This window comes from Pedobacter deserti (assembly GCF_024436415.1).
Classification (GTDB): domain Bacteria; phylum Bacteroidota; class Bacteroidia; order Sphingobacteriales; family Sphingobacteriaceae; genus Pedobacter; species Pedobacter faecalis.
The window spans coordinates 1,591,868-1,608,662 of the sequence record NZ_JAFMZQ010000001.1 but is presented as its reverse complement, the minus strand read 5'-3'; the positions used below and the strand labels follow the sequence as shown (position 1 = coordinate 1,608,662).

The following is a 16,795-nucleotide window of genomic DNA, read 5'->3' as shown; positions in this document are numbered from 1 at the left end:
CAGCAGCAAACCCTACCGAATATTAGTCTAAAGTAATATCTAAACCTAAACCACGTAATTCGTGAACCAATACGTTGAAAGATTCCGGAACACCTGGAGTTGGCAGATTTTCGCCTTTTACGATCGCCTCGTAAGTCTTAGCCCTTCCGATAACATCATCAGACTTCACAGTCAAGATCTCCTGAAGGATGTTTGCCGCACCAAATGCTTCAAGTGCCCAAACCTCCATCTCACCGAAACGCTGACCACCGAACTGGGCTTTACCACCCAATGGTTGTTGTGTAATCAATGAGTATGGTCCGATAGACCTTGCGTGCATCTTGTCGTCAACCATGTGTCCAAGTTTCAGCATGTAGATGATCCCTACTGTGGTCGGCTGGTCAAACTTCTCACCCGTCAAACCATTGTTCAGGTAAGTTCTGCCCGACGCAGGTAAACCGGCTTTCGCAATCCACTCTTCCACCTCATCATGCTTAGCACCATCAAAAATCGGTGTTGCAAACTTCACGCCCAACTCTTTACCAGCCCAAGCCAATACAGTCTCGTAAATCTGACCAAGGTTCATACGCGAAGGTACACCAAGCGGGTTCAGTACAATGTCCACAGGAGTGCCGTCTTCAAGGAATGGCATATCTTCATCACGTACAATACGTGCCACAATACCCTTGTTTCCGTGACGTCCGGCCATCTTATCACCGACTTTCAATTTACGTTTCTTAGCCACATAAACCTTAGCCATCTGAACAATACCCGATGGAAGTTCGTCTCCAACGCTGATAGCAAACTTATCGCGTTTGTAAGCGCCAAGTTCTTCGTTTACACGAATACCATAGTTATGGAGAAGCATTTTTATCTGCTCATTTTTATCATCGTCAGTAGTCCACTTATATGGATTAATATGCGCGTATTCAAGCTCCGAAAGACTCTTTTGCGTAAACTTGGCACCCTTAGGGAACAACAGCTCTTTATAGACGTTGTACACACCCTGTGAAGTTTTGCCATTTACGATCACGAACAGCTTATCGACAAGCTCGTTCTTAAGATTCTGCATAGCCAGTTCATACTTCTTATCGAGTTTTTCGATGGCCGACTTCTCTTCTGCTTTAGTGGTTTTCTTAGCCCTTGAGAAAAGCTTGGTGTCAATAACCACACCTTTAATTGAAGGTGGCGTTTTTAACGAAGCATCCTTTACGTCACCAGCTTTGTCGCCAAAGATCGCACGCAACAATTTCTCTTCCGGCGACGGATCCGACTCACCCTTAGGTGTAATCTTACCGATCAGGATATCGCCCTCTTTTACTTCAGCACCAATACGGATAATACCAGTCTCATCCAGATCCTTAGTCGCTTCTTCAGAGACGTTCGGGATATCCGGTGTCAGCTCTTCTTCACCGCGTTTTGTATCACGGACTTCAAGTTCAAACTCCTCGATATGCAATGAAGTAAAGATATCCTCACGAACAATCCTTTCGTTAATTACAATCGCATCCTCGAAGTTGTAGCCCTGCCAAGGCATGAAAGCTACCTTCAGGTTCCGCCCTAAAGCAAGTTCGCCGTCCTGAGTAGCGTAACCCTCACAAAGTACCTGACCTTTAACAACCCGCTGACCCTTTTTAACAATCGGTTTCAGGTTGATACAAGTATTCTGGTTGGTCTTCTTAAATTTAATCAGCTTATATGTCTTGCTGTCACCCTCAAAAGATACCAGGCGATCGTTATCATCGCGCTCATATTTAATGACGATCTCGTTCGCATCAACATACTCAACTACACCATCTCCCTCAGCATTGATAAGTGTTCTGGAGTCACGTGCTACGCGTCCTTCCAGACCGGTACCTACAATAGGAGCCTCCGGGCGAAGCAACGGCACCGCCTGGCGTTGCATGTTCGATCCCATCAAAGCCCTGTTCGCATCATCATGCTCCAGAAAAGGAATCAAAGATGCCGCTATCGAAGTAATCTGGTTAGGAGCTACGTCCATCAGATCAAGCTTCTCCGGTTCGATAATCGGGAAGTCACCCTCATAACGTGCTTTTACACGCGGGGTAACAAAATTACCTTTGTCGTCATATTCGGCGTTAGCCTGAGCAATTGTCTTTCCGTCTTCATCTTCTGCCGACAGGTAAATAACAGGCTCATCAACAGCAACGATACCATTGTCTACGCGTTTGTACGGCGTCTCAATAAAACCAAGGTTATTGATCTTGGCATGCACGCACAGCGACGAGATCAAACCGATGTTTGGTCCCTCAGGAGTTTCAATAGTACACAAACGACCGTAGTGCGTATAGTGAACGTCACGAACCTCGAAACCTGCACGCTCCCTGGATAGACCACCCGGACCTAAAGCCGAAAGACGACGCTTATGCGTAATCTCCGCCAGCGGGTTAGTCTGATCCATAAACTGTGACAACTGGTTGGTTCCAAAGAACGAATTTATCACCGACGATAAAGTACGTGCGTTGATCAGATCAGTTGGGGTAAATACCTCATTGTCGCGGATGTTCATACGCTCACGGATGGTACGTGCCATACGGGCAAGACCTACGCCAAACTGCGCATATAACTGCTCGCCAACCGTACGAACACGACGGTTAGACAAGTGGTCGATATCATCCACCTCCTCTTTCGAGTTGATCAGCTTGATCAGGTATTTAACGATCGCAATAATATCCGCTTTTGTCAACACCTTAACATGATCAGGCGTATCCATTTTCAACTTGCGGTTGATCCTGTAACGTCCTACATCACCTAAATCATAACGCTTGTCAGAGAAAAACAAACGCTCAATGATACCTCTAGCAGTTTCCTCATCAGGTGGTTCTGCATTACGCAGTGCACGATAGATGTTTTCAACGGCTTCCTTTTCAGAGTTGGAAGTATCCTTTTGTAAAGTATTATATATAATCGTATAATCAGCTTGGCTGGCACCATCATCTTTAGATAAGATGATCGTCTTAACACCAGCGTCGATGATCATGTCAATATGGTCGTCTTCTAAGATAGTGTCCCTGTCCAGGATCACCTCATTACGATCAATAGATACAACTTCTCCGGTATCCTCATCTACAAAATCTTCAACCCACTTCCTTAACACCCTTGCAGCAAGCTTGCGACCGATAAACTTCTTCAATCCTGACTTGCTCACCTTAACCTCATCGGCCAGGTCAAACAATTCCAGAATGTCTTTATCTGAATCGTAACCGATGGCACGAAGCAGGGTGGTAACCGGGAACTTTTTCTTACGATCGATATAGGCATACATGACGTTGTTTACGTCTGTAGCAAATTCAATCCATGATCCTTTAAACGGAATTACACGGGCAGAGTAAAGTTTAGTCCCGTTAGTGTGACGGCTCTGGCCGAAAAACACACCTGGCGACCTGTGCAATTGAGATACAATTACACGCTCTGCACCGTTAATCACGAAAGTACCCTTAGGAGTCATATAAGGTATGGTTCCCAGGTATACGTCTTGAATAATGGTTTCAAAATCTTCGTGTTCCGCATCATTACATGAAAGCTTAAGCTTAGCCTTCAACGGAACACTGTAAGTCAATCCTCTGTCAATGCATTCTGCAATGTCATAACGTGGTGGATCGATAAAATAATCCAGAAACTCCAGAACAAAAATGTTCCTGGAATCTGTGATCGGAAAATTCTCAGCAAACACCTTAAATAACCCCTCAGTATGACGGTTATCAGAAGTAGTTTCAATCTGAAAAAATTCTCTGAATGATTGCAACTGCACATCTAGAAAATCGGGATAATCTATGACATGCTTACTACGTGCAAAATTTACTCTTTGGTCGACTTTATTTGCCAATGGACTAAAGTTAAATTACTTTAAGAATAAACTATTTGTTTGGTTAGCCGCAAAACGATTTCACCAACCAAACAAGATGAAATGTTTATAAACAGGTATAGACTCCGACTATTCAGTCGGAGTCTATGTTAAAGTGATCGTAAAATTAAGTGATTACTTAATTTCAACTACAGCTCCAGCTTCTTCTAATTGCTTTTTCAAAGCCTCAGCTTCGTCTTTAGCAACACCTGCTTTAAGCTCTTTAGGTGCACCGTCAACTAAGTCTTTTGCTTCTTTCAAACCAAGACCAGTTAAGTCTTTAACCAGTTTAACAACTGCTAACTTCTGACCACCAGCTTCTTTCAGGATAACATCAAAAGTTGATTTTTCTTCAGCTGCAGGAGCATCGCCACCAGCAGCAGGTCCTGCAACAGCAACTGCAGCAGCAGCTGGTTCAATACCATACTCGTCTTTCAAGATTTGAGCTAGCTCGTTAACTTCTTTAACTGTTAAGTTTACCAATTGCTCAGCAAACGCTTTTAAATCTGCCATTTTTATAGATTTTTAAAAATTTACGTATAAAATAATTATTCAATATGAACTTTTAAGGAGTTCTAACCTTCTCTTTCCTGAAGAGTTTTTACCAGGCCTGCAATCGTACTTCCACCAGATTTCAATGCTGAAACAACGTTTTTAGCAGGTGATTGCAACAAGCCAATAATGTCGCCAATAAGTTCCTCTCTTGATTTCAGGCTTACCAAGGTATCCAGCTGATTATCTCCGATGAACACCGTAGAATCAATGTACGCCGCTTTAAGCACTGGCTTATCTGATCCTTTTCTAAGCGCCTTGATCAATTTTGCAGGTCCGTTACCAACTGTTGAGAACAACAGTGCTGACTGACCTTTTAACGCAACGTAGATATCTGATGCATCGCCTTCCAATCCTTCAATCGCTTTTCTGATCAAAGTATTTTTAGCTACCTGCATTTCAATACCGCTTTCGAAACATTTGCGGCGGATGCTGTTTACTTTCTCAACGGTTAAGCTGGAAGTATCGGCAATGTAAAAATTACCATACTCCTGCATTTTACCTTGCAGAGCAGAAACAAGTTCGTGTTTTTCTTCTCTATTCATAATTAGATCCCCGCTACTGATTTAGTTTCGATTGCAATTCCAGGACTCATTGTAGAGGATACGTGAATGCTCTTGAAGTAAGTTCCCTTAGCAGCAGAAGGCTTTAACTTAGAAATTACCTGAAGTACTTCTAAAGCATTCTCATAAATCTTCTCAGCCGGAAACGATACTTTTCCTATCGAAGCGTGTATAATACCTGTTTTGTCAACCTTAAAATCGATCTTACCACCTTTTACATCAGTAACTGCTTTACCAACTTCATTGGTAACCGTCCCCGACTTAGGGTTTGGCATCAGGTTACGCGGACCTAAAACCCGCCCCAGTTTACCTACTTTTGCCATGCAAGACGGTGTAGTGATAATAATGTCAACATCGGTCCATCCACCTTCTATCTTACTCACATATTCATCTAAACCTACGAAATCCGCTCCAGCTGCTTTAGCCTCTTCCTCCTTATCAGGAGTACAAAGTACCAGTACACGTACAGTCTTACCTGTACCGTGTGGTAAAGTAGCGATACCACGTACCATTTGATTGGCTTTACGTGGATCTACACCAAGGCTCACGTCGATGTCTACAGAAGCATCGAACTTAGTCATGGTGATGTCTTTAACCAAAGCAGCAGCATCCTTTAAAGAATACAGCTTTCCGGATTCTAGTTTAGCATGTGCCTTTTTTTGATTTTTTGTTAATTTAGCCACTGTTGTAAACTATTTTTTGTTAATTAATTAGTCCAGGGCGCGTCACCGCTAACGGTGATTCCCATACTGCGTGCTGTACCGGCAACCATGCTCATTGCCGACTCGATAGTGAAAGCATTCAAATCAGTCATCTTATCTTCAGCAATTGCTTTAACCTGATCCCAAGTCACCGAACCAACTTTCTTACGGTTGGGCTCAGCAGAACCGCTCTGAATCTTAGTAGCGTCCTTTAACTGGATAGCCACCGGAGGGGTTTTGATGATGAATTCGAACGACTTGTCAGCATAAACAGTAATTACAACGGGTAATACTTTACCTGGCTTATCTTGGGTACGAGCATTGAATTGCTTGCAAAACTCCATGATGTTAACACCTTTAGCACCCAAAGCAGGTCCTACAGGTGGCGATGGATTTGCAGCTCCGCCCTTGATCTGTAATTTAACAAGTGCACTGACTTCTTTTGCCATTTTCTGTTTTTGTTAATTTGTAAAACTCAATGTTAATGTTGGAAGCAATGTAACAATTAAGGTTTTTATATGGGAGGTATTACTCCTTTTCTACTTGCATATAGTTAAGCTCAAGCGGCGTTTTACGGCCAAAGATCTTCACCATAACTTTCAATTTCTTTTTCTCTTCGTTTACCTCTTCGATAACTCCGGTAAAACCGTTGAACGGTCCGTCCATTACTTTAACGTTCTCACCAACATAATAAGCAATATTCATTGTCTCACTCTGCTGGCTCATCTCATCGACTTTACCTAATATGCGGTTAACTTCCGCCTGACGCATAGGAACCGGATTTCCCCCCTTATCGCCTAAGAACCCTATAACGCTATTTACATTCTTAATAACGTGCTCAAGTTCTCCGTCTAAAACAGCCTCAATTAAAACATAGCCAGGATAATAGTTACGCTCCTTAGCTATCTTTTTCCCATCCTTCATCTGGTAATATTTTTCCATAGGAATCAATACCTGAGGAACAAGATGAGAGACCCCAAGACGGCTTATCTCAGAATCAATATACTGCTTCACTTTCTTCTCTTTCCCGCTAACAGCTCTAACTACGTACCATTTCAACTGATCGTTCATTCAGCAATTTAATTAGAAAGTGATTTATAAAAAGTATCTAAAACAAAAGTAGAACCCTTATCCATCGCAAATATCAGGCAAGCAATAATAAGAGAGGCTATCAAAACAAGTATGGCAGAGCTCTGCAAATTTCCCCAGGTAGGCCAGGTGACCTTCTGAGTCATTTCCTCATACGATTCTTTTATAAATTCAACTACTTTAGCCATAATTAATTGTTTGCACGGGAACAAGGATTCGAACCCTGATCAAAGGTTTTGGAGACCTCTATTCTACCATTGAACTATTCCCGTGTTTAGAACAAAGTACTTAGGCTATAACACCCAAGTACCTTGATCTTTTTATCTCATCCCGGTTATTATACTAACCTGAGACTACTTTAAAATTTCAGTTACCTGACCAGCACCTACGGTTCTACCACCTTCACGGATAGCGAAACGAAGTCCTTTTTCCATTGCGATAGCGTTGATCAACTTAACAGTGATGGTAACGTTATCACCAGGCATAACCATTTCAGTTCCTTCAGCCAGTGAGATCTCACCAGTTACGTCTGTAGTACGGAAATAGAATTGCGGACGGTACTTGTTGAAGAATGGAGTGTGACGGCCACCTTCAGCTTTTGACAATACATAGATCTCAGCTTTGAAATCAGTGTGAGGAGTTACAGAACCTGGCTTGCAGATAACCATACCACGGCGGATATCAGTTTTCTCAATACCACGTAACAATAAACCTACGTTATCACCAGCCTCACCATAATCAAGGATCTTACGGAACATTTCCACACCTGTTACAGTCGACTTCAGGTTCTCAGCACCCATACCCAGGATCTCAACAGGATCTCCGGTGTTGATCTGACCACGCTCGATACGACCAGTTGCAACAGTACCACGACCAGTGATCGAGAATACGTCTTCAACAGGCATCAAGAATGGAAGGTCTGTCAAACGTGGAGGAATTGGAATGTAGCTGTCAACAGCATCCATCAGTTCCATGATCTTAGCAACCCATTTCGGATCACCATTCAAGCCACCAAGAGCAGAACCTTGGATAACAGGAATATCATCACCAGGGAATTCATAGAATGATAACAATTCACGAACTTCCATTTCAACCAGTTCTAACAACTCAGGGTCATCAACCATATCCACTTTGTTCATGAATACAACCAATGAAGGTACACCTACCTGACGAGCCAATAGAATGTGCTCACGAGTTTGTGGCATCGGACCATCTGTAGCAGCTACAACGATGATAGCTCCGTCCATTTGCGCAGCACCAGTAACCATGTTCTTCACGTAATCCGCGTGACCTGGACAGTCAACGTGTGCATAGTGACGGTTAGCAGTTGAATACTCAACGTGTGCAGTGTTAATGGTGATACCTCTTTCTTTTTCCTCAGGAGCTGAGTCAATCGAATCAAATGAACGCGCCTCAGATAAACCTGCATCAGATAACACTTTAGTGATAGCTGCTGTTAAGGTTGTTTTACCGTGGTCAACGTGACCGATTGTGCCGATGTTTAAGTGCGGCTTACTGCGGTCAAACTTTTCTTTTGCCATGTTTTTATACTTATTTGTAGGTTAACTTTTATTATTTGTTGTTTTGATACCTTCAATACAAAAAACCTTGTCCGCTCTGCTTTAACAGATCTAACAAAGCCTTTAATTTCATTTGAGCCAAAGATGGGACTTGAACCCACGACCTCTTCCTTACCAAGGAAGTGCTCTACCGCTGAGCTACTTCGGCTAATCTCAGCTTGCAATCCATCATACTCAATGCGCTGCGGACTGCCCACCTTTTTTTTTGTTAGAGCGGAAGACGAGGTTCGAACTCGCGACCTATAGCTTGGAAGGCTATCGCTCTACCAACTGAGCTACTTCCGCTTCTTTTTTGTGGGGAGAGAAGGATTCGAACCTTCGAAGTCTTGCGACAACAGAGTTACAGTCTGTCCCATTTGGCCACTCTGGTATCTCCCCAAAAAAAGAGCCTCCTATCGGGATCGAACCAATGACCTACTGATTACAAGTCAGTTGCTCTACCAGCTGAGCTAAGGAGGCTTATATATACTTTACACCTTAAAAAGCGTAAGCATATTATAATTTTAATCTTTCATAGAACATTCCATTTATCTTTAGCACCAACGCCCTCTCTGAAATGGAATGCAAATCTACAAGAATAAAGGAACTGCGCAAAATTATTTTCAAAAAAAATGGCGGAATTTTATCCGCCATTTCTCTATTTGCAAGGTTTTCGAAATATCTGGCTAATAATCAGACAGTTCATTTTCGACGATCAATGCTTTATGTTCGCTCAATTTTGCCCGGGTCTTATCCTTATGTTTGGTGATCTGCTTTCTTAAGGATTCAATGGCCAGATCTGTAGCTTCTTCGAACGACTTGCACTGCTCTTTGGCGAACATTGTCCCTCCAGGCACAATCAGTTTGATCTCACTTATCTTGTTCGCTTCATCTTCTACGTTTTCAAGCTTGAGATATACTTCCCCGCTGATGATCTGGTCGAAGAACTGATCAAGCTTATCTACCTTCCGTTGGATAAAGTCTAACAACTTCTTGTCTGCATTGAAATGGATCGACTGAACTGTAACTTTCATATTTTCCTCCTTTTTTATGCCTTTGGATGGGCGAGTTTATAAATTGATTTTAATCTTTCTATAGTATTATGCGTGTATACCTGAGTGGCAGCAAGACTTTCATGCCCCAGCAATTCCTTTATGGCATTCAAATCCGCCCCACGGTTCAGCAGGCTCGTCGCATAAGAATGCCGCAAAACATGCGGACCCTTCTTCTTCTGAGTTGAAATATATGTTAAATAACGGCGGACAATTCCATACACCTGACCTCGGCTCATAGGGAGACCTTTATTAGTAACGAACAAAGCATCCGCGTTAGTACTGAATTCATGTATTGATTTTAAAACAATAAAATCCCGTAGCTCATCAGAGAGTAATTTAGTAAGCGGCACCACGCGCTGCTTGTTGCGCTTACCAGTCACCGTGATGCTGCAATTATATTTATCGACATCCTGCTCCTTTAGCGCCAGAAGCTCAGAAACCCGTATTCCGGTGCCGAACAACACCTCCAGGATCATCCGGTCCCTCACCGAGGAAAAACTTTTGTCGAATATATCTTCAGAGTCGAGCAGCGTATTCATCTTCTGATCGTCTACAAAGACAGGTACCCTGGCTGGCACCTTCGGTGTCCTGATCTGTCTCACCGGGCTTACCTTCATTTCTCCTTGTCTGACCTGGTACTTATAAAAACTCCGCAATGTCGAAACCTTTCTGTTGACAGAACTTTCGGCTACACCATTCTCCATCAGCCAGGCTACATAAGCCCTGACATGCACAGGTTGAGCCAAACCCACCTCAAGTTCAAACTCACTGGTTAAAAAGCCAGCAAACTGGCCCAGGTCGTTCTGATACGCCCCGATAGTATTGGCAGAATATCGCTTTTCGTGCTGCAGGAACTTCAAAAAATGGTCAACAAGCATATTCATAAGCGCACAACTCAATAATGTCAATATCGTTAAATCTTAATAAAGAAACCAAATTAAAATGCAAAAAAAAGCCCCGCGGTAGTTCACTGCGGGGCTCTATATTTTAGCATCAAAAGAACTAAATCGTTCCTTCCATTTGCATATTCTGCTTATATATAGCGTGTTTAACCTCTGTACGACGAGTAACAGATTTTTTTTCGTATGCCTGACGACTGCGAAGCTCTCTTAACACACCAGTCTTTTCAAACTTCTTCTTGAAACGTTTCAACGCTTTATCTAATGATTCGCCGTCTTTAATATTGATAATGATCATAACGTAAAAATACCTCCTCTCGTTGTTTTTAGGATTGCAAAGATACAATTAATAACTCATAATCAAATAAAAACATTTAATCTTTCAGAACTTCGCGGGCAATCACAATCTTCTGTATCTCAGAAGTACCTTCCCCTATGGTACACAGCTTGCTGTCACGGTAAAATTTTTCTACCGGGAAATCTTTGGTATAGCCATAACCGCCAAAAATCTGTACCGCTTCCGTCGAAGCCCTTACCGCCACTTCCGATGCATAATATTTGGCCATGGCCGACTCTTTAGTCACCGGCATACGCCTGTTCTTCAAGTCTGCCGCCTGCCTGATCAGCAGTTCCGCTGCTTCAATCTCCGTGGCCATATCAGCCAGCTTAAAACTGATACCCTGAAAACTAGCTATCGGCTGACCAAACTGATGCCTTTCCTTTGCATAGGCAACCGCTGCCTCATAAGCACCTTTGGCAATGCCCAGGGAAAGCGCTGCTATAGAAATACGCCCGCCATCAAGCACCTTCATCGCCTGCTTAAAGCCTTCCCCCTCCGTTCCCAAAAGGTTAGCCTTCGGCACCCGGCAGTTATCAAAGATCATCTCCGTGGTTTCCGATGCCCGCATACCAAGCTTATTCTCCTTTTTACCAGCCATGAAACCAGGGGTATTCCGTTCCACTACGATAGCCGAGATACCTGCCGAACTACCTTTCTCACCCGTGCGAACCATAACCACGGCCACGTCGCCGCTCTTTCCGTGAGTGATCCAGTTCTTGGCACCATTAATCACATACTCATCCCCGTCAAGCACCGCTGTGGTCGTCATACGTAATGCATCAGAGCCTGTATTTGCCTCCGTGAGCCCCCATGCCCCAATCCATTCTCCAGTCGCCAGCCTGGGCAGCCAGCGCCTTTTCTGTTCCTCGTTTCCGAATGCCAGGATATGCCCGGTGCATAACGAGTTATGCGCAGCCAGGGAAAGTCCAACCGAACCACATACTTTCGCCACCTCCACAATCACATCCACATATTCCTGGTAGCCAAAACCCGAGCCGCCATATTCTTCAGGCACAAGCACCCCCATCAGGCCCAGTTCGCCAAACTGTTTAAAGAGTTCCACAGGGAAATGCTGACGCTCATCCCAGTCCATTACCTCAGGCCGAATATGGCGCTCGGCAAAATCACTTACCATACTCCGGATCATACGCTGATTCTCCGAAACAGCAAAACTATAACCTGATTGATTCTCTGTCATTTCTACCATATTTTTATACTTGATCCCGGCAATAATAATTAAATTAAACTACACCGGCACAGCGTAAAAGTTTGGCTAAAAACAGAATGAAACAGTATTTGGTTCAGAAACCTAACCCGGCCATTTTCCATCGCCGCTTAGGAGCCGCTAATTTTTTTAAAATTTATTTGCAGCGCCTGCGGGTCAAAACGATATCAACGCATGTATCTCATCTGCATACGGCTTCAGCTTATCCCGTCCGTTCAGGAAATCCAGCGCAATCACGAACGAATATCCCGCAACCACAGCTTGAAGCTTAGCTACCAATTGTGAGGCCGCGACCACAGTACCGCCAGTAGCGAGCAGGTCATCATGGATCAAAACTTTTTGTCCAGGTTCAAAGGCATCGGCATGGCACTCAATTGTCGCACTTCCATATTCCAGATCATAACTCTGCTCAACCGTGGTGTACGGCAACTTACCCGACTTCCTGATGGGCACAAACGGCACAGCCAGCGACTGGGCCAGTGCCGGCCCGAACAAAAAGCCCCGGCTTTCTATCCCGGCCACCACGTCAACGTCCAGTTTGCGGGCTTCGGAAAACAATGCCTCGTTTATCCTGGCGCATAACACAGGGTCTTTCAGAATCGGTGTAATATCTTTAAAAACAATACCCGGTTTGGGAAAATCGTGTACGTCTCTCAGCGCAGCTCTAATGGCATTTTCAATCATAACTCAAAAGGTTAAATACGGCACCACCCTTTCAATGATGTCGGGAGTCAAAATAGTTATTTTTGCTAAATCTGCAGCATGCCCGTAACTACCATGCTGATTGCGGTATTCAATCAGCGCATTTATCTGCTTATACCTCAGATATGGAAGCCTTTTCAGTGTGGCATGATCGGCCGTATTGATATTGATTTTTCTAAGCTGAGTAACATCTATACTCACCTGAGGGGCAATCTGATTGTAACGGACCGAGTCCAATCCAAACACTTCCAGCAGTTGTTCCTTTTTAAAAAAACCGCCCAAGCGCTGTCTGTACACAATAATCCGCCGGGCAAATGCCGGCCCTACCCCATCAATCTCGCAAAGGCGGGCACTGTCGGCCGTGTTCAGTTCAATGACTTCCCGTGTACGGACAGGCAGTCCTACGCCAGGCATTCTTTCGCCCAGCTTTACAATTACCTCCTGCTTTACAGGCGCATCAATCCGCACGAATGGCGCCAGGCGCTGATACTGAACTTTGCTGATCGTATACATCTTCTGCAAGTCCTCCGGTCTTTTAAAACTACCGCCAGCCGTTACATATTTAACAACGGCCGCAGCCTGCCTGGGACTAAGCCCCAGGCGCTCCCAGTCATCCACTTGCATTTTATTCGGATCAAAATAGAACAGCCGGGCAGCGGTTGGCCGCGAAGCGGTCGCTAAAACACTTCCCATGTCACTGGTCCTATTATGGTAGCCAACACGTTCAGAAGCTACAAGCGCTTCAATCTCCGCCCGGAAGGTCTCGCGCTCCTTAGCGGAAATTTCTGCTGATGGCGAAACAAGGTAAGCGCACAAAGCGAGGGCCGCAATCAGGGCAATCAGAAAAAGAACAGCATTAAACTCCCGCTTAGATAAACTAAAATATTGATTAATCCACTGTCTCATGTCGACTAAATTATATCTAAATTAGCTTATACGGTGAGCGAACTCATAAATCTTCGTATTTTTGAAAACAATACCAAACACCACCAATCAATGAAAATCATTACCACCCAGGAGTTCGCCAAAGCCACCAAAATAGACAAACTCGGCGTACCCGGCTTAGCCGCCCTGCTCATGGAGATCATGAAGCTCAACGATATCAATAAAGTTTTCTCACAAAACAAAGATTTCAGCGGTCTGGAGTTCGTGGACAAAATATTAGAAACGATTGGTGTTTCCATCGACTTCGATGAAGATGACCTGAAGAACATCCCTAAGACCGGCGGTTTCATCGCCATCGCCAATCACCCTTACGGCGGAATTGAGGGACTGGCGCTGGTAAAACTGCTTTGCACGGTCAGACCTGAAGCTAAAGTCATGGTCAACTTCATCCTGAAGAAGATCCCCAACCTCAGCGAATTCTTTGTAGCCGTAAACCCCTTTGAGAACGTTCAGCATTCCTCAAGCATAAGCGGATTGAAGGCTACGTTCGACTTACTGCAATCGGGCGTACCAATAGGTATCTTTCCGGCGGGTGAAGTCTCCACCTTCAGCCTGGACAAACAGGAGATCACAGACCGCTTATGGCATCCTGTAGTCGGGAAACTGATCGCCAGGGCCAAAGTACCCGTGGTGCCCATCTATTTCCATGGCAACAACGGCGTATTGTTCAATATCCTAAGTTTCATTCACCCTACGCTCCGTACGGCCAAACTACCTTCCGAGTTCCTGAATAAGCAAGGCCTTAAAATCAGGGTACGGATCGGTAAGCCCATCAATATAGAAGATATCTCCTATCGCAATAACACCAATAAGCTGCTCGACTTTTTACGCGCCCGCACCTATGCACTGGGTACGGGGCTCGAAGAAGAAAGAAAGCTCTTCAACCCGATCAGCCTATTCAAGATCAAGAAAAAACCCGAACCTGTTGTAGAAGAGACCGAGCGGCATATCATCAGTGCCGAAGTGCAAACGCTTGAAAATTTCCGCGTCTGGACCGAAAAGAACTACGAAGTATATATCACACCTACCTCCAACATCCCCAATATACTCAAGGAAATCGGCCGACTAAGAGAGATCACTTTCCGCGAGGTAGGGGAAGGGACAAACAAGAAGATCGACCTGGATAATTACGACATTTATTACAATCACCTTTTCATCTGGGACAAAGAGCAGGAAAACATTGTCGGCGCCTACCGCATCGGCCGTGGCGACGAAATCCTGAACACCATGGGCCGGCGGGGCTTCTATCTTTCTGAGCTCTTCAAAATCAAGGAACCCTTTTACCCTATTTTGCGTAAAGGCATAGAACTGGGCAGGTCATGGATCAGAAAGGAATATCAGCAAAAGCCCCTTCCCCTGTTCCTGTTATGGAAAGGCATATTAAAGTACCTGCTCGACAATCCGCAGTACCGATATATGTTCGGACCGGTCAGCATCAGTAACAGCTTCTCCAAGTTCTCCAAGTCGCTCATCGTAGATTACATCACCAAAAACCATTTCGACTATGAGCTGGCACATTATGTGAAGCCAAAGAATAAGTTTAAGGCCGACCTCTCAGCCATCGATAAAGACCTGCTCATTGAAAGCAGTGAGTCACTGAAAGATCTCGACAGCCTCATATCAGATATCGAAAACTCACACATCAAGATTCCCGTACTGCTCAGGCAATACATGAACCTGAACGCCAAGATCATCTGCTTTAATATCGATCCGAAATTTTCTGATTGCCTGGACGGTTTCCTGCTCGTGGACACTCAAAACATCCCGGCCGAAATGCTGGAGAAAATAGGCAAGAATATTTAAGCGGGTACCCAGACAGATACAGATCCGCCATTCACCTTAAAGTCGCCCCAGCCTTCCTCGTTGATCAGCACCTCGCCTTCCACGTGGCCGAGAATGTCTTTAAACGTCTTGCCAGCGAAAGCCTTTCCCATTTCCATCGCCTTTACCCTTTCAGCTCCATTCGTAAGAAGCACGGCGCAGCCAGAACCCTCATGTTCCTCGTCGCCCTCACGCGTCCAGCCTAAACACTGCGGATCATCCATATAATCGCGCTGCATGCCATAAGCTAGCTTTTTTCGTACATGCAGCATTTCCTCCAGTCCGGCCATTCTTTGCATGGTCACTTCATGTGCATTGCCGTCGCCTCCTGTATCCTCATATTTCGAACCGTATAAATCGGCGTAGAAAACGCAGGGATATCCTGCCTCCCGCAGCAGGATCAAGGCGTAAGCCAAAGGCCGGAACCAGGGCTCAACAGTTTGTTCCAGCGACTGAAGCGGCTGTGTATCATGATTCTCTACAAGCGTTACAGCCAGTTCAGGCCTGGCCTGCAGCAGCGTATTGTCAAAAATAGTCCGCAGGTCGTAACCATCGCCCGCTTTAGAAGCGGCATGAAAATTAGCCTGCAAAGGAGCATCAAACAAAGACATCCGGCCTTCCGTAACCTCAATGTATCGCAGCAATCCAGCCAGATCGCCTGGCGCCCAATATTCGCCCACCGTATAAAACTCTTCCTGGTATTCAGAACGCATAAAATCAAGCCATTCATTGAAGAACTGCGGATCCATATGCTTTATCGCGTCTAAACGGAACCCGTTGAAACCAACTGTCTCATAAAACCACTTTCCCCAACGCTTCAGTTCCTCCCGCACATGCGGATTACGATATTCGATATCCGAAAGCATTAAATAATCGTAGTTACCAAACTCATCAGAGAGCACCTCCTGCCATCCATCCCCATATTGGTTCTGTATCCGGTATATAGCCGTCTCATCATTTCTCGCATCATAATCAACCCCTGCGAAGCATTGATGGTCCCAGATAAACTCAGAATACCTGCCTTTTCTTCCGGGAAAGGTAAAACGAGTGAACGCCTCGATCACATAAGGCTCGCTGATAAATTCATTCCGGTTGTCCGGGTTAACCTTCCGCACCGTTACCTCTTCAGTCTCATCAGCACCACCCATATGGTTCAGCACAATATCCGCATAAACCTGTAGACCAGCTTCCCGCCCTGCTTTAACTGCAGCCAAGAATTCATCCTTCGTACCATATTTGGTACTCACACTTCCTTTCTGATCGAACTCACCGAGGTCATAAATATCATAAACATCGTAGCCCGTTGACTCGCTTCCATCCATACCTTTATGAGCCGGAGGCAGCCAAACACTATCTATCCCAATGCCTTTTAACCGTTTCGCTTCGCTTTTAAAGAAATTCCAGAGACTGCCGTCGGCCGGATAATACCATTCAAAAAACTGAAGCATCGTGAAGTTTTCCATATCGAAACGTAATTCAGGTGTGGTAGCCAACGTGCAC

16 protein-coding genes and 5 tRNA genes are annotated in these 16,795 nt (G+C 44.7%); 1 reads left to right on the top strand and 20 read right to left on the bottom strand.

What is annotated here, in order from left to right:
• Positions 1–22: 22 nt before the first annotated feature.
• From rpoB to J3P40_RS07220, 19 genes are all read right to left on the bottom strand, one after another.
• Positions 23–3,826, bottom strand: coding sequence for a DNA-directed RNA polymerase subunit beta (gene rpoB, locus J3P40_RS07310; protein WP_256004214.1), 3,804 nt, complete (start codon positions 3,824–3,826; stop codon positions 23–25).
• A gap of 153 nt (positions 3,827–3,979) precedes the next feature.
• Complete coding sequence (rplL, locus tag J3P40_RS07305) at positions 3,980–4,357, bottom strand: 50S ribosomal protein L7/L12 (RefSeq protein ID WP_256004212.1); 378 nt, start codon at positions 4,355–4,357, stop codon at positions 3,980–3,982.
• 62 nt (positions 4,358–4,419) lie between these two features.
• Complete coding sequence (gene rplJ / locus J3P40_RS07300) at positions 4,420–4,941, bottom strand: 50S ribosomal protein L10 (protein ID WP_256004211.1); 522 nt, start codon at positions 4,939–4,941, stop codon at positions 4,420–4,422.
• Positions 4,942–4,943: 2 nt separating this feature from the next.
• Positions 4,944–5,642, bottom strand: coding sequence for a 50S ribosomal protein L1 (rplA, locus tag J3P40_RS07295; RefSeq protein ID WP_256004210.1), 699 nt, complete (start codon positions 5,640–5,642; stop codon positions 4,944–4,946).
• A gap of 23 nt (positions 5,643–5,665) precedes the next feature.
• Positions 5,666–6,109, bottom strand: a complete 444-nt coding sequence (rplK, locus tag J3P40_RS07290; RefSeq protein ID WP_256004209.1) for a 50S ribosomal protein L11 — start codon at positions 6,107–6,109, stop codon at positions 5,666–5,668.
• Between the two features lie 79 nt (positions 6,110–6,188).
• The gene (gene nusG / locus J3P40_RS07285; protein WP_256004208.1) at positions 6,189–6,731 is read right to left on the bottom strand and encodes a transcription termination/antitermination protein NusG; all 543 of its coding nucleotides are present in this window, start codon (positions 6,729–6,731) and stop codon (positions 6,189–6,191) included.
• 8 nt (positions 6,732–6,739) lie between these two features.
• A complete protein-coding gene (gene secE / locus J3P40_RS07280; RefSeq protein WP_256004207.1) occupies positions 6,740–6,937 on the bottom strand; it encodes a preprotein translocase subunit SecE in 198 nt (65 codons plus the stop codon).
• Positions 6,938–6,950: 13 nt separating this feature from the next.
• Positions 6,951–7,021, bottom strand: a tRNA-Trp gene (locus J3P40_RS07275).
• Positions 7,022–7,102: 81 nt separating this feature from the next.
• Positions 7,103–8,290 carry an elongation factor Tu gene (gene tuf, locus J3P40_RS07270; RefSeq protein WP_256004205.1) on the bottom strand — a complete coding sequence of 396 codons (1,188 nt, stop codon included), beginning with the start codon at positions 8,288–8,290 and terminating at the stop codon, positions 7,103–7,105.
• Positions 8,291–8,405: 115 nt separating this feature from the next.
• A tRNA-Thr gene (locus tag J3P40_RS07265) sits at positions 8,406–8,477 on the bottom strand.
• Positions 8,478–8,541: 64 nt separating this feature from the next.
• Positions 8,542–8,614, bottom strand: a tRNA-Gly gene (locus tag J3P40_RS07260).
• A 10-nt stretch (positions 8,615–8,624) separates the two neighbouring features.
• A tRNA-Tyr gene (locus J3P40_RS07255) sits at positions 8,625–8,707 on the bottom strand.
• 8 nt (positions 8,708–8,715) lie between these two features.
• A tRNA-Thr gene (locus J3P40_RS07250) sits at positions 8,716–8,788 on the bottom strand.
• A 206-nt stretch (positions 8,789–8,994) separates the two neighbouring features.
• Positions 8,995–9,342 carry a ribosome hibernation-promoting factor, HPF/YfiA family gene (gene hpf, locus J3P40_RS07245; RefSeq protein ID WP_256004204.1) on the bottom strand — a complete coding sequence of 116 codons (348 nt, stop codon included), beginning with the start codon at positions 9,340–9,342 and terminating at the stop codon, positions 8,995–8,997.
• A 14-nt stretch (positions 9,343–9,356) separates the two neighbouring features.
• Positions 9,357–10,247 carry a tyrosine-type recombinase/integrase gene (locus tag J3P40_RS07240; RefSeq protein ID WP_256004203.1) on the bottom strand — a complete coding sequence of 297 codons (891 nt, stop codon included), beginning with the start codon at positions 10,245–10,247 and terminating at the stop codon, positions 9,357–9,359.
• A gap of 118 nt (positions 10,248–10,365) precedes the next feature.
• Positions 10,366–10,560 (bottom strand): 30S ribosomal protein S21, encoded by a 195-nt coding sequence (rpsU, locus tag J3P40_RS07235; protein WP_256004201.1) that lies wholly within the window; start codon positions 10,558–10,560, stop codon positions 10,366–10,368.
• A 76-nt stretch (positions 10,561–10,636) separates the two neighbouring features.
• Positions 10,637–11,800 (bottom strand): acyl-CoA dehydrogenase, encoded by a 1,164-nt coding sequence (locus J3P40_RS07230; RefSeq protein WP_256004200.1) that lies wholly within the window; start codon positions 11,798–11,800, stop codon positions 10,637–10,639.
• Between the two features lie 183 nt (positions 11,801–11,983).
• Positions 11,984–12,511, bottom strand: coding sequence for an adenine phosphoribosyltransferase (locus J3P40_RS07225; protein WP_256004198.1), 528 nt, complete (start codon positions 12,509–12,511; stop codon positions 11,984–11,986).
• Between the two features lie 3 nt (positions 12,512–12,514).
• On the bottom strand, positions 12,515–13,435 hold the full coding sequence (locus tag J3P40_RS07220) for a ComEA family DNA-binding protein (RefSeq protein ID WP_256004196.1): 921 nt from the start codon (positions 13,433–13,435) through the stop codon (positions 12,515–12,517).
• A 90-nt stretch (positions 13,436–13,525) separates the two neighbouring features.
• On the opposite strand from J3P40_RS07220, the gene J3P40_RS07215 reads away from it, so the two are divergent.
• Positions 13,526–15,277 (top strand): bifunctional lysophospholipid acyltransferase family protein/GNAT family N-acetyltransferase, encoded by a 1,752-nt coding sequence (locus J3P40_RS07215; protein WP_256004194.1) that lies wholly within the window; start codon positions 13,526–13,528, stop codon positions 15,275–15,277.
• Here the strand turns inward: J3P40_RS07215 and J3P40_RS07210 are convergent.
• Positions 15,274–16,758, bottom strand: a complete 1,485-nt coding sequence (locus J3P40_RS07210) for an alpha-amylase (protein WP_256004192.1) — start codon at positions 16,756–16,758, stop codon at positions 15,274–15,276. The two genes, J3P40_RS07215 and J3P40_RS07210, sit on opposite strands and share 4 nt — an antisense overlap.
• Positions 16,759–16,795 lie beyond the last annotated feature (37 nt).